Here is a 14,060-nt window from a genome sequence, read left to right as displayed (position 1 = left end):
CTGTGCTCCCTTCATTTGATAATTTATTATATCATTCTAATGAAGTTTACACAGACTATTTTACACTCTCGTAAAATATAATATGTGGATTTTGAGGTAACACTTTGTTTTTGTATGTTACCTCTTTTTATAATTACATATTTGTAGATTAGCCTATATAATATTTTCATCTAATTCTGTAAGTTCTTGTGTAGATGCATCTATATGCAAATTGTACGCTAAACCTAAGACAACTAAAAGTCCCCCGATGATTTTGGCTAATGGAATAGTATTTTGTATCACACAATCCAAAATGATTCCAGTAAAAAGTTGTCCAATAAATATTAATAAAGTAGCATAAAATGAGGACATCTTTGGCGTTATAACACTAGATAAGATGACAACAATTACTCCTAATAGACCACCTAAATAAGCATAAAGTGGAAGAGTGCGAAATTGTTCAAGTAAAAATTTATCTTTTATAATAATAAATAATAATATTGATGCAACTAAACCAGTAATATAATTAAAAAAGCTTGATTGTACTAACCCTACCTTCTCAGAAAGTCTAGTATTTAGAATTCTTGAAATTACTACAATAGCGCCAGCTGCTATCGAAATTAAAACAAAAAACATATTAATAATTGCTCCTTTCTTTTAAAAAAATGACATGATAAAGATTCCAGCTATTATAACTAAGAGCCCTATAAATTTTTTCTTATTAAAATTAGACTTTGGCACATCTAAGAATCCATAGTGATCAAAAGCTAATGAAGTTAATAGTTGGCCTAGAAGTCCTAATGCAACAGGAAGAGAAACTCCAAGAGCTGCATAGCTTAAGTTATTAAACATAACGGTGAAAACACTAATAGCCCCAGCAATATAAAGATATAATGGTAAATTATTCTTAAAAGTAATTTTAATCTTTTTAAAGATAACTATTCCTATAACAATTATTAATCCTACAAAGTGAATTACAATTAAAGAAGAATAGTTGCCAAGTCCGTCAGATAATTTAGCGTTGAAAGCAATCATAATAGTTATAAGTACGCCTATTAGTAATGATAAAATATTATACATAAGTGCTATCTCCTTAAATAAATTTATTATTTTGTTTATAAATAGTTTTAAGAGTTATTTTGATAGGAAAGTTGCTCTTTATATTGTAAATTACTATAATGAGATTTATATAGGACAAATGTCATGTTTAAAATTAATTTTTTTATTCAATATTTATTAGGAGTTGACTTCATTGATAAAGATAGAAGATAATATTAGGATTTCAGAATATATAAATAAAAATAAATTAGAAAACCTATTTTCAGAAGATATGGGAAGATATATGGAACTATATATGTTTAATAAAAATGAATATATCTGTAGGGAAGAAGAGATTTTAGAAAATATGTATTTTTTAGTTGAGGGAAAAGCTAAAGTATCTAAGCATCTAGAAAATGGTAAATCATTATTAATATCATTTTATAGTCCGATTACAATAATTGGAGATGCTGAATTTGTGAGAAATAATCCAACAGATTGCAGTGTTCAAGCAATTAAGGACACTTACTGTATAGGAATTAGATTTGATATTGTAAGAAAAATTCTAATAAATGATTGTAAGTTTTTGGTGAATTTATGTAGCTATTTGAGTGAGAAATTAACAAATAGCAGTACTAATACTTCAATAAACTTATTATATCCACTTGAGAATAGGCTTGCTAGTTATATAATAGCATTCTCTGAAATTGAAAATTCAAATACTAGAAAAATTATATTTAGAGAAAATTATATTGAAATAGCAGAATTGCTAGGAACAAGTTATAGGCATTTAAGTAGAACATTGAATAAGCTTTGCTTAGAAGGGATTTTGAAAAGAAATAATAAGGAATATTTTATTCAGGATTATGATAAATTATTGTATTTAGCAGGAGATTTATATAAATAACAGATTGTTGTATTTACTTATTTTTAGGATCCACCAGATATATAATTAGCATAGATTGATGCAAAGGCTTATTTAGATAAATATGAATTGAATTATATATTTAAGAATGGTATTGAAAAATGTCCTCTACTAAGTTTAAAATTATTTTTTGTAGAGGACTTTTATTCATACAAAATTTTGATTTAGTATTTTCAAAACTGCTAGTGGTCTGAATTTTATATTTCTACATTTCGTCTTCTTATTTTAAATCCAATTGCGTCCTCAATTTCGTTGACGTCTTTTATGTTCTTTGGATCTATAAACATGCATGTATAGCCGCTTTCGCCAGCTCTTCCAGTTCTACCAATACGATGTATATAACTTTCCACGCTTTCAGGAATATCGTAATTATAAATATGTGTTATTCCATTTATATCTAGTCCTCTTGCGGCAACATCGGTAGCAATTAAGTATTGAATTTCTGCATTTCTAAAAGATTTCATTATTCTCTCTCTTTTATTTTGAGGGATGTCACTATGTAATTTTTCGCAATTATATTTACGAGTATGCAAGACTGCTTCAAGTTCATCAACTCTTCTTTTTGTTCTACAAAATATAATAGCCATAAATGGATTATCTTCATCTAGAACTTTGCATAAAGCATCTCGTTTTTTTCTATCAGTAGTTTCAACAATATCTTGTTCTATAGCATCTAGAGCTATATTATCTTGTTTTATGAATACCTCAATAGGATCTTTCATATATCTATAAGCTAGTTTTTTTACAGAAGAGTCAATTGTAGCTGAAAAGCAAAGAAGTTGTTTTTTTCTAGGCATCTTACTTATAATTGATTCAACTTCGTTTTTAAATCCCATTAGTAACATTTGATCTGCTTCATCTAAGATAAAAGTTTTTAACTTACTTAAGTCGATAGTTTTTCTTTCTAGATGATCTAATAGTCTGCCTGGAGTTGCAATAATTAAGTGAATATTATTATTTAGTTTTTTTAACTGCGAAGTAATATCTTTACCTCCGTAAACAGGTAATATATTGATATCATTAAATTCTTTGAGTTTGTTAGCTTCATTAGTTATTTGTATTGCAAGCTCTCGAGTTGGAGTCAATATGAGAGCCTGAATTTCATTAGATTTTGAATTTATATTTTCTAAAAGAGGAAGTAAAAATGCAAGGGTTTTCCCAGTTCCTGTAGCTGCTTCTGCAATGACGTCTTTTCCATCTCTTATTTTGGGGATACTTTGCTTCTGTATTGGTGTGGGATCAGCAATCCCTGATTTATTTAGTATTTTGATTAAATCGTCACTAAGACCTAATTGTTTAAAATTCATTATTTTCATACCTTTCATAATTTACAAATAAAGTATCAATTTAAGTATTTCTTTTTATGTTAGACACTATTCTTTATAATATAATTATCTAGCATTAAAAGTCAATCTACTATATAAAAGAGTTTTACAAAATAATAAAATGTGTTAAATTATAATAGGAAGAATAAAATGTATTTACAATTATGGGAAAAAGATAGTATTTTATATATTTATAAAGAAAGATTTGAAGAAAATCGTATGTAAAACAAAACTTTTAATAGTTGATTTTCTAAATGTGTCTTAATATAATTAAATATAGAAGAAAGGCAAGATACGGTGATTTTATGAAGATTTCAACAAAAGGTAGATATGGATTAAGAGCATTAATTGATATTTGTATATTCTCGGTTTCAGAGATGGTTACTGTAAAAAGTATTTCTGAAAGACAAGGAATATCTGAGAGATATTTGGAACAAATATTTTCTTCTTTAAGAAAAGGAGGCATTATAAATGCTAAGAAAGGAGCTCAAGGAGGCTACTTTTTGGCTAAAAGTTCTAGAGAATTTACAATTGGAGATATATTAAATGTTCTAGAAGGTGATTTACTTCTAATTGATATAGAGAATGATGAAAATGAAATAGAAAATTTTATGAGCGAAAATTTGTGGAATGTTATAAATAATAAAATAATTAATTTTTTCAATTCTATAACTTTAGAGGATTTGGTTAATGATTATAAAAAATACAATAAAGAAGATATGTATTATATTTAATCATGATTTAGTAGCAGTAGATATATATTTACTGCTACTAAATATGTACTGCCTACCATTACTGTAGGCTTATTTTATTTTACCTTAATGCTTTTTAATTTGTTTTTTAATTCAAACATTTCTAATTCTAAGGAATCTATTTTTTTATCTAAGATTTCTATACGTTTAGAGTCAATTATCTTAGATTTTTCATCTAAAATTCTATCTATATCGGCCATAACTACAAGTAATTTTTTAAATAAATCATATGCTGTTTCCATATGAAAACTCCTTTCATTGAAATATAAATAATTTAGAAAGAGTAATGGATAATTAATTACTAAGGTAGTATATTCAATTTAAATATTTATTGTGAATTATATATTTCTATAATGTTTTTAGTTAATATTATAGATAAATTATCTATGTTAAAAGGGGTTGTATTATTCTTAAGACTATGTTATTATAATTTCAATAAATTAAAACCTTTGATAAGAATAGTAGATAATAAAACTTAGTGTAAAGAGAGTTCGATGTTTGGTGAGAGTCGAGTACTGAAGATATTATTGAATGGGTCTTTGAGGTGACATTTTGAAATATTAAGAGTAGGAATGTACGGGAAGTCAGCCGTTAAAATGACAGGATATAATTATGGGAATTTTGTGTTTGACTGAATTTCATAATAGTATCTGATAGCACATATACATTAGGTGGCATAGCGAAATTTATACATTTCGTCCTATTTAGGACGGGATGTTTTTTTATTTTTAATAAGTTTAATATGTTATTTGTTCTTATAAAATACTTTTAATTCTATTAAATATAGAGTTAGAAGTAAAAGTATTTACTATTTGCCATATTAAATTTAACTATTATTTAAAGATTAAAGTAGCTATGAGAAATACCGTTTAGATTGTATTTGATTTTGGGTGGCATAACGAGTCACTTCGTCCCAATATTCGGGATGAAGTGGCTTTTTTTATATAATTTAACGAAAATTGGGGGGAGAATCATGATTAATATTTCAAAGGAAACTTTTAATCAAAAAAAGAAGGATGAATATATATTTTCATTAATAAGTGAATTTAGAGGAGATGAAATTACTCCTATTAAAATTTTTGGTGGATTCAAAGGTAAAAGAAAATTTATTTTCGAAAGTGGAAGTAAAGAAAATTATTTCGGTAGGTATTCATTTTTGGGAGAAAATCCTTATAAAGAAATTTGCGGGGATGGAAAAGAAGAAATAGATGAACTCAAAAAAGAGAGTAGATTAAAGTTTGATAATAGTACCAATATTTTTTCATTTAAAGGCGGGGCTATAGGATATATGGGATATGATTCCATACAGTTTTATGAGAAAAAACTTAATTTTAATAACAAAGATGATTTAAAGCTTCCTATAATAAGATTTAATTTTTATAACAGGTATATTTGCTACGATCATTTTACTCATAAAGTTTATATTATAGACAACATATTAAAAAACGATGCTCGAGAGTATGATGAAATAATCGAATCACAATATGAATATATAAATAGTCTGCTTTATAAGCCGATACTAACAGAGCCATCGAAAGGAAAGAAAGATGTTTCTTTCACATTTCATACATCCAAAGAAGATTTTGAAGAAAAAGTTAGAAAAGCAAAAGAACATATATTGGCAGGTGATATATTCCAAGTTGTATTATCACAGAGAATGACTTGTGAAACTGAAAAAAGCCATTTTGAGATATATAGAAAGCTTAGAGAAGAGAACCCTTCGCCGTATATGTACCTAATAGATTATGATAGCTATCAAGTTATAGGATCATCACCAGAAAGTTTAGTATCGGTGAGAGGAGGAAAAGTTATTACAAATCCTATAGCTGGAACTAGAAAAAGAGGTGAAACTCCAGAAATTGATAATGCACTTGAAAAAGAATTAATTGAAGATAAAAAGGAGCTTGCAGAACATGTTATGCTTGTTGATCTAGGAAGAAATGATATAGGTAAAGTAAGCAAGATAGGAACAGTTAATGTGAGCGATTTTATGAAAATTGAGAGGTTTTCGCATGTTATGCATATTACTACTAAGGTTGTTGGGGATATAAAAGATGATTTAGATGGATTTGATGCATTAGCAGCCTGCCTTCCAGCAGGAACAGTATCTGGTGCTCCTAAAATCAGAGCCATGGAGATTATAGAAGATCTTGAAGATTTCAAAAGAGGAATTTATTCAGGGGCCGTCGGATATTTTTCTTATGGAGGAAATATGGATACAGCAATTTCTATAAGGACGTTAATATTAAAAGATAAAACAGCTTATCTTCAGGCAGGAGCTGGAATAGTATATGATTCAGTTCCAGAAAAGGAATTTGAAGAAGTTCAAAGTAAACTAATGGCTTTAAAGGAGGCTTTAAGATGATTGTTTTAATAGATAATTATGATTCATTTACATTTAATTTATATCAATACTTAAGTGAATTTGCAGAAACAGTGGTTTTTAGAAATGATGAAATAACTGTAGAGAAGTTGAGAGAACTAAATCCAAAAGGTATAGTAATATCCCCAGGACCAGGTATTCCAGAGAATGCAGGTATATCGATAGATGTTGTAAAAGAATTAGGAAATAAGATTCCTATCTTGGGTATATGTCTTGGGCATCAAAGCATTGCAGAAGCTTATGGAGGAAAAGTAATTAGAGCAAACGAAATTTTTCATGGCAAAACATCAAAAATTCAAGTAAAAGGAAAGGATATATTTGAAGGAATACCAAGAAAATTAGAAGTTATGAGATATCATTCACTTATAGTTGAGAATAGTTCACTTCCGAGCTGTCTTGAAGTACTAGCTCTAACTGTTGAAGGCAATTATATAATGGCACTTAAGCATAAGGAATACAAAGTTTTTGGACTTCAATTCCACCCGGAATCAATATATACAGCAAAAGGTAAACATATTATTGGAAATTTTGTGATTAATATTTGTGGGGACACATTAGGTGATTAAAATTAAATATTAAAGAATGTAATATTAAATGTGAAAGCGCTGAAATAAGCAATTTTATAAATTTTAAGGGGGCATTAAAATGATCATAAATGATGCAATCAAGAAGTTGGCTTTAAGGGAAGAATTAACTGAAGATGAAGTAAGAGGTGTAATTAATCAGATTATGAAAGGGGAAGCAACTTCGTCACAAATTGGAGGTTTCTTAGTTGGCCTTAGAGTAAATGGGGAAACTCCAAGGCAAATATTAGGTGCAATTAAAGCAATTAGAGATAATGGGGTAAAAGTTGAAATAGAAAACACAGAACATTTGATTGATACCTGCGGTACAGGAGGAGATGGTTCAAAAACTTTTAATATATCTACAGCAGTAGCAATAGTTGCAGCAAGTGGTGGTGCTAAGGTTGCAAAACATGGGAATCGCGCAGTTTCGAGTAAAAGTGGTTGTGCAGATGTACTAGTCGAACTTGGAATAAATATTGATTTTGATGAAATTCAAAGTAAAAAAATCATTGAGGAAAATGGAATGGCATTTCTATTTGCACCAAAATACAATGGTGCTATGAAGAATGTATCAAAAGAAAGAAAGGAACTTGGAATAAGAACAATTTTTAATTTACTAGGGCCATTAGCAAATCCAGCACCAATTACTGGGCAACTAATGGGAGTATATGATGGAGCTTTACTAAAGGATATTGGGGAAGTATTGCTAAATCTGGGATTAAAGAGAGCAATGATTGTTCATGGTGATGATGGGTTAGATGAAATTACGATTACTACATCAACAAGTATATGTGAAGTTAAAGATGGAAGAATTAAAAATTACAAACTAGATCCAGAAAAGCTAGGTTTTAAGAAAGCTACTTTAGATGATATTAAGGGTGGAGAAGCAAAAGAAAATGCAGAAATAATAATGAAAATCCTTAAGGGGGAAAGAGGTCCTAAAAGAGATATTGTAGTTTTGAACTCTGGGGCCGCGTTATACGTAGCGAACTTAGTTGATTCCATAGAAGATGGCATTAAAAAAGCATCAGAGCTCATTGATTCGAAAGCAGCTTATAAAAAGTATGAGGAACTTTCTAGTCTGCAAGTGATAGTTTAAATAATGATAAAGGGGGCAATGTTTTTGATTTTGGATGATATTATTGAAATGAAAAAAATAAGGGTAGAGAAGAGAAAAAAAGAAATTCCTATGAAAGAATTAGAAAAACAAGCATTATGTAGAGTTGAAAATGAAGTAGAAGCAAGTTTTAGAAACCCTTTTATAAAGGCATTAAGAAAAGATGGGTTATCAGTAATAGGAGAATTTAAAAAGGCATCACCATCTAAAGGCATTATTGTAGAGGACTTTAATATAAAAGAAATATTAAACTATTATACGTATATTGGAATAGATGTATTTTCGATTCTAACTGAAGAAGATTTCTTTTTAGGATGTGATGATTATTTAAAAGAAATTAGAAAAATTTCGCATACTCCAATATTGCGTAAAGATTTTATAATTGACTTCTACCAGATTTATGAGTCGAAAGTTTTGGGCGCGAATGGAATTTTGCTTATTGCTAGTGTTTTAGGTGAAAGGTTGGGGGAATTTTACAAAGAAGCAAAGAGATTTAATTTAGAACCATTAGTAGAAATTCATAATAAGGCAGAACTAGATTTAGCACTTAAATATGATTGTGAAATTATTGGAGTTAATAATAGAGATTTAAAAAATTTCAATGTTTCGCTAGATATAACTAAAGAATTAATTCGGTGTATTCCAAAAGATAAGATAATAATAGCTGAAAGTGGAATCATGAGTATAGAAGATTTGAATGCAATTAAGGAATATGGAGTAGATGGAGTTTTAATTGGAGAATTATTTATGAGAAAAATAAATGATTCTGAATTTAAAGCTAAATATAAAGAATTTAGAAATAATAAGTAATTTATAAATCTAAAATAATATTAGATTATGTGAGGATTTGATATGATTCAAGTTAAAATTTGTGGGATAACTAATAAGAATGAGATTAAATATTTAAATATATTAAAGCCAGAATATATGGGATTTGTTTTTACAAAAAGTAAAAGACAGGTAACAGTAAGAGAAGCTAAACAGTTATCTAATAATTTAGATAAACAAATAAAAATCGTTGGAGTATTTAAAGATAATTCTATAGATGAAATTCTAGATATAATTAACATACTACCTTTAAATATTATTCAGCTTCATGGAAAAGAAGATGAAAACTTTATATCATCGTTAAAGGCAAGAGTGGAGAAATCAGTAAGTATATGGAAAGCATTATCAATAAGCGATGCTGAAAATATAAGAAAATATGCAGATCATAAGTATAGAGATTCAATTGATAATATCCTTATTGATGGGGATAAACCAGGTAGTGGAGAAACTTTTCCATTAGAAGATATATGCGAATTATTAAAAGTAGATTCTAACAAGGAAAATAATTGTAATCTAACTAACAATACCTGCAGTTTCTTTTTGGCAGGTGGTATAACACCAGAAAATGTAGCTGAAAGAATAGTGAAAGTAAGTCCTTATGGAATTGATGTTTCATCAGGGGTAGAAATAACAAGTGAAGATGGAACTAGAACAAAATCTTTTGAAAAGATGAGAAGTTTAATTGAAAAAGTGAGAGCAATTAATATTAATTGAATCAAGAAAGGCGGAAAAGTAATGAAAGGTAGATTTAACGAATTTGGGGGGCAATATGTTCCTGAAACTGTAATGAATGCACTTATTGAACTTGAAGATGCTTACAATAAGGTGATAGATGATAAAGAATTTATGGATGAGTACATGTATTATTTAAACTATTATACAGGAAGACCAAGTCCACTTTATTATGCTGAAAATATGACAAAAGATTTAGGTGGGGCAAAAATTTATTTAAAGAGAGAAGATTTAAATCATACTGGCGCTCATAAAATTAATAATGCTTTAGGTCAAGTACTCTTAGCTAAAAGAATGGGTAAGAAGAAAGTTATAGCAGAAACAGGTGCTGGACAACATGGCGTTGCAACAGCTACAGTAGCAGCAAAGTTTGGCTTGGAATGTAAGATATTTATGGGAGAAGAAGACATAAAGAGACAAGCTATGAATGTTAAGAAGATGGAACTTTTGGGTGCTGAAGTTGTTCCAGTATTAAATGGAGTAAGAACATTAAATGATGCAGTAACTGAAGCAATTAGATATTGGGCCTCAAATGTAGAAGATACATACTATGTTTTAGGAACAGCTGCTGGTCCTCACCCATATCCAACTATGGTTAGGAATTTCCAAAGAGTTATAGGTGATGAAGCTAGAAAGCAAATATTAGAGCTTGAAGGAAGGCTACCGGATTATATCTTAGCTCCAGTTGGTGGAGGAAGCAATGCAATAGGAATATTTTATCCATTTATTCACGACAAGGAAGTTAATCTTATTGGAGTTGAAGCTGCAGGTAAAGGCATTGAAACTGGAGAACATGCAGCAACCATTACAAAGAAGGAAAAAGGAATCTTACATGGAATGTTGAGTTATGTACTTCAGGATAATGATGGTGGAGTGCTTGAAGCATATTCAATATCAGCTGGTCTTGATTATCCAGGAGTTGGACCTGAACATGCATATTTAGCTGAAACTAATAGAGCTGAATATGAAAGCATAACAGATGAAGAAGCTGTAAGAGATGGATTTATGTATTTAACAAGAATAGAAGGGATAGTACCAGCCCTTGAATCATCTCATGCTGTAGCATATGCTAAAAAATTAGCACAAACACTTAGCAGCGATAAAATCATAATTGTAAATATTTCAGGGAGAGGAGATAAAGATATGGATGCTGTGCTTGCATATCTAGGTGAAAAATAATGAATAGAATAGATTTATCATTTAATAAAGTAAAAGAAGAAAATAGAAAAGTCTTAATACCTTTTGTAACATGTGGGGCAGATTTCACGGTTGAAGAAACAGCTGATTTGATAGTGTCTTTAGAAAAAGAAGGAGCAACTATAGTTGAAATTGGAGTGCCTTTTAGAGATCCTCTTGCTGATGGCCCAGTAATACAAAATGCATATACTAAAGCGCTTCAAAATGGAACAAAAGTAAAAGACGTATTTAGATGTGTAGAATTAATAAGGGGAAAATCAGAAGTTCCGATTGTATTAATGGTGTATTTCAATGTTGTATACTTTACTGGAGTAGAAAATTTCCTAAAAATAGCGGCAAAAAGCGGTGTAGATGGGCTTATAGTTCCAGATGTCCCTCTAGAGGAGAGGGGAGATCTTGATAAAATTTGTGAAGATAATGGCATATACTTAATTCCTCTAGTGGCTAGAACTTCAAAAGATAGAATAGCAGCAATAACAAAAGGGGCAAAAGGTTTTGTATATTGTGTATCTACAAATGGAACTACAGGGGAAAGAAAAACTTTGGATTCTGGCACTCATGAATATTTAGAAGAAGTTAGAAAGAACGTAGATATACCAATGTGCATCGGTTTTGGAATTTCGTCAAAAGAAGTAGTAAAAGAAGTTAAAGACTATTGTGATGGGGTAATTGTAGGTAGTGCAATAGTGAAGAGAATGGCAGAAGGCAAAGAAGCAGTAATAGATTTCGTGAAAGATTTAAGTGATGGTCTTAAATAATATAAAGCATATTTAATATGAGCTATAAAAAATATCATATTTATTATTATGATATTTTCAGTTAAATCCACCTTATCGTAAAGATAAAGTGGATTTCATATTTTTATGTTAAACTGGCTGAAGTAGTGAAAAGTATAAATAGGATATTTGCTTTATAAGTCCCATTTTTCAATTTGACAGCTAATTATACTTTGCGTACATATTCCTTTTTTGTACCAGTTACATGAGCTACATATTTTATTAAATTTAGCTTCACTAAAATTTTTGTAAATAGTATCTATAATTTCATGAAACGTATATAATTTATTTTCTTTGATATTGTAGGTTCGTAAAGTATTATAATCTAATTCATTAACTTTATTTTGAGTGATGCAGCAATTATTAACTTGTCTATTAGGACAATTATTACATAGGATATCACATCCTACAATGAACATAACTTTAGAATAAGGATTTTCCTTAATTAAAGTTACCAATTTATCCATGCCTATTGTAAAATTCTTACTATATCCTAATCCTTGATAAAAAAATAAGCAATTTATATGATGTGGTCTAAGTAATAACATTTTTATAACTCCATCTAATTTTTCTTCCAGTATATAGCATATAAAAATAGTTTGTCAACCTTATGGAATTGTAAGGTTGACTATTCGCATGATTGATTTATGAAATAGTTTATGTTGAAAATAAAGTTTATGATAAAGAAGTCTATAAAATATCTGGATATGAATTTTTTATAGGAGCAAAATATAATAATACATCAGTTAAAAAATAGTTTTATTAAGGTGTATTGAATATAAATAGTAAATTGTAATTAATAATGTTATAATTTTGAGGAAATGAGGTGTTTAAGTTTATGACAAAAAAGACTAGCAGAAATACAGATATATTAAAAGATACTAAAAATACAACATCTCCTAAAGTTTATTCCTTATTAGTGGAACTAGTAAATGCTGATAGGGAAGATTTAGCTGAAGATGTTCTAAAAATAGATTATCTATTAACATATGCAAATAATTGCGTAAAGGATAAAGATTTAAGAGAGGCAAGGGATACATTAGGAATTGCTAGAAATAGAATTGATAAACTAATTGATAACAGTGTGAATGTTGAATACTTAGTTCATCTTTATGATAAAATTAATTTGAAATTATAAATTATTAGAGATTATTTAAATTATATAGATAAAATATAAATATTAATGTTATAATAAATTAATTTTCATTAAGTAATTGATGATTAAAATATAAAATGTAAAGCGAGAAGAATAAATGAGATTTGAAAGTTTAGAAAAAACCATAAACAAATTAGATAATGATATTGAAGCCTTAAGAAGGGTTAAACAATATTTATCAAATAAAGATGAAATTAATGAAATAAGTGATTTATTAAATAAGGAAAGACAAGTATATGCGGATGAATTGTATATAGGTGATGCTGTAGCTTATAATGAGAGTTTAGAAATATTAAAGCAATTGTTTAATAAAGAATTAGGAAAAGATGAACAAGTTGAATTATTAGAAGATATAAAAGAAATACACGGAAGAAAGTCACCAAACGTCAGTAAAAAAAGTCATGGACTTAATGCGTGGCTTAAGTTTCTTGATATCCAATGTGAGTGGATTGAAAATCCTAATAGTGATTGGTCAACATTAATTATAAAAGGATTTGTACCAAGGAATAATAATTAAAATATTTTTTAAGAACAAGTAGGTTTTCATATTTCATGGAAACTTATTTTTTCTATAATTTTTATTATCTTTTATGTGTTAATAAAAAATAGAATACAATTAGAGGTAATCTGTAGAGTATTCTATTTTTAGGTTATTGTATACAATAAGTTTGGATTACTAAGATATATGAGCAATTTATAATGCAAAATTAAAGAAAAGTCATTATTATGCAAAGCGACTGATACTAATGCATAACTAAGTACTATAATCAGATAAATATAGAATTTTTAAGAATTATAAAAATAATTTAATTTTATAGTATAAATTTAAAGCCAATGGTTATAGTAATAGTGTAAAGAGAAAATATGTAGTAAAAGATAAAGTTATTAAAAACAACTATATCTTACAAAACTATCATAAATTTAAGATGAAAAAGATGGAAAAGTTATTGACGAGAATAAATAGTAATGGTATGATGTAATTCGTCGCTGAAAGCATGAAATTCAATAACTTAAAGCTGATAAAGTGTTTGAAAAAATGTTTGAAAAGTTTTAAAAAAGGTTGTTGACAAAGTCTGAAAGCGATGATATACTGAGTAAGCTGTCAGAAACGACAGAAACTTGTAAAGCCTTGTAACAACAGGCTTTGGAAAGAAAATTGGTCTTTGAAAATTGAACAGAATAACATAAATACATTTAAGTAAACCAGCAATTCTTTATTTGAGTAAGCTAAGATTAAACTTTTTATTGAGAGTTTGATCCTGGCTCAGGACGAACGCTGGCGGCGT

General features: G+C 28.5%; 16 protein-coding genes. 11 read left to right on the top strand and 5 right to left on the bottom strand.

Features of this window, described 5'->3' with window-relative positions; all coding sequences use genetic code 11:
- Positions 1-153 precede the first annotated feature (153 nt).
- Together L3B96_RS26810 and L3B96_RS26805 are read right to left on the bottom strand one after the other, a co-directional pair.
- The gene (locus tag L3B96_RS26810) at positions 154-615 is read right to left on the bottom strand and encodes a DMT family transporter (RefSeq protein WP_017208936.1); all 462 of its coding nucleotides are present in this window, start codon (positions 613-615) and stop codon (positions 154-156) included.
- 21 nt (positions 616-636) lie between these two features.
- Positions 637-1,059: a DMT family transporter gene (locus L3B96_RS26805; RefSeq protein ID WP_017208937.1), complete on the bottom strand. Its 423-nt coding sequence runs from the start codon at positions 1,057-1,059 to the stop codon at positions 637-639.
- A gap of 172 nt (positions 1,060-1,231) precedes the next feature.
- On the opposite strand from L3B96_RS26805, the gene L3B96_RS26800 reads away from it, so the two are divergent.
- On the top strand, positions 1,232-1,924 hold the full coding sequence (locus tag L3B96_RS26800) for a cyclic nucleotide-binding domain-containing protein (RefSeq protein WP_011969070.1): 693 nt from the start codon (positions 1,232-1,234) through the stop codon (positions 1,922-1,924).
- A 215-nt stretch (positions 1,925-2,139) separates the two neighbouring features.
- Here L3B96_RS26800 and L3B96_RS26795 read toward each other — a convergent pair whose 3' ends face one another.
- Positions 2,140-3,249, bottom strand: coding sequence for a DEAD/DEAH box helicase (locus L3B96_RS26795; RefSeq protein WP_238949034.1), 1,110 nt, complete (start codon positions 3,247-3,249; stop codon positions 2,140-2,142).
- Positions 3,250-3,572: 323 nt separating this feature from the next.
- On the opposite strand from L3B96_RS26795, the gene L3B96_RS26790 reads away from it, so the two are divergent.
- Positions 3,573-4,001: an Rrf2 family transcriptional regulator gene (locus L3B96_RS26790; protein WP_011969072.1), complete on the top strand. Its 429-nt coding sequence runs from the start codon at positions 3,573-3,575 to the stop codon at positions 3,999-4,001.
- 74 nt (positions 4,002-4,075) lie between these two features.
- Here L3B96_RS26790 and L3B96_RS26785 read toward each other — a convergent pair whose 3' ends face one another.
- Positions 4,076-4,261, bottom strand: coding sequence for a hypothetical protein (locus L3B96_RS26785; RefSeq protein WP_238949032.1), 186 nt, complete (start codon positions 4,259-4,261; stop codon positions 4,076-4,078).
- A 731-nt stretch (positions 4,262-4,992) separates the two neighbouring features.
- On the opposite strand from L3B96_RS26785, the gene trpE reads away from it, so the two are divergent.
- From trpE to trpA, 7 genes are all read left to right on the top strand, one after another.
- On the top strand, positions 4,993-6,384 hold the full coding sequence (trpE, locus tag L3B96_RS26780) for an anthranilate synthase component I (protein WP_238949031.1): 1,392 nt from the start codon (positions 4,993-4,995) through the stop codon (positions 6,382-6,384).
- A complete protein-coding gene (locus L3B96_RS26775) occupies positions 6,381-6,968 on the top strand; it encodes an aminodeoxychorismate/anthranilate synthase component II (protein WP_238949030.1) in 588 nt (195 codons plus the stop codon). Before trpE ends, L3B96_RS26775 begins: the two co-directional genes overlap by 4 nt.
- A gap of 82 nt (positions 6,969-7,050) precedes the next feature.
- On the top strand, positions 7,051-8,067 hold the full coding sequence (trpD, locus tag L3B96_RS26770; protein WP_238949033.1) for an anthranilate phosphoribosyltransferase: 1,017 nt from the start codon (positions 7,051-7,053) through the stop codon (positions 8,065-8,067).
- 24 nt (positions 8,068-8,091) lie between these two features.
- On the top strand, positions 8,092-8,895 hold the full coding sequence (trpC, locus tag L3B96_RS26765; protein ID WP_238949029.1) for an indole-3-glycerol phosphate synthase TrpC: 804 nt from the start codon (positions 8,092-8,094) through the stop codon (positions 8,893-8,895).
- Between the two features lie 42 nt (positions 8,896-8,937).
- The gene (locus tag L3B96_RS26760) at positions 8,938-9,627 is read left to right on the top strand and encodes a phosphoribosylanthranilate isomerase (protein ID WP_238949028.1); all 690 of its coding nucleotides are present in this window, start codon (positions 8,938-8,940) and stop codon (positions 9,625-9,627) included.
- Between the two features lie 21 nt (positions 9,628-9,648).
- Complete coding sequence (gene trpB / locus L3B96_RS26755; protein ID WP_017208946.1) at positions 9,649-10,824, top strand: tryptophan synthase subunit beta; 1,176 nt, start codon at positions 9,649-9,651, stop codon at positions 10,822-10,824.
- Positions 10,824-11,600, top strand: coding sequence for a tryptophan synthase subunit alpha (trpA, locus tag L3B96_RS26750; protein WP_238949027.1), 777 nt, complete (start codon positions 10,824-10,826; stop codon positions 11,598-11,600). The genes trpB and trpA overlap by 1 nt, the downstream gene beginning before the upstream one ends.
- A gap of 152 nt (positions 11,601-11,752) precedes the next feature.
- On the opposite strand, the gene L3B96_RS26745 is transcribed toward trpA, so the two are convergent.
- Positions 11,753-12,166, bottom strand: a complete 414-nt coding sequence (locus L3B96_RS26745; RefSeq protein ID WP_041895791.1) for a DUF1284 domain-containing protein — start codon at positions 12,164-12,166, stop codon at positions 11,753-11,755.
- A gap of 290 nt (positions 12,167-12,456) precedes the next feature.
- Between L3B96_RS26745 and L3B96_RS26740 the strand changes: the two genes are divergently transcribed.
- On the top strand, positions 12,457-12,756 hold the full coding sequence (locus tag L3B96_RS26740) for a hypothetical protein (RefSeq protein ID WP_011969081.1): 300 nt from the start codon (positions 12,457-12,459) through the stop codon (positions 12,754-12,756).
- Between the two features lie 115 nt (positions 12,757-12,871).
- Positions 12,872-13,291: a hypothetical protein gene (locus L3B96_RS26735; RefSeq protein ID WP_238949026.1), complete on the top strand. Its 420-nt coding sequence runs from the start codon at positions 12,872-12,874 to the stop codon at positions 13,289-13,291.
- Positions 13,292-14,060: the final 769 nt, after the last annotated feature.

This window comes from Clostridium sp. YIM B02569 (assembly GCF_022320765.1).
In the GTDB taxonomy this organism is placed as follows: Bacteria; Bacillota; Clostridia; order Clostridiales; family Clostridiaceae; genus Clostridium; species Clostridium beijerinckii.
Note: the sequence above shows the minus strand (reverse complement) of the source record. Positions and strands in the feature narration are given on the sequence as shown.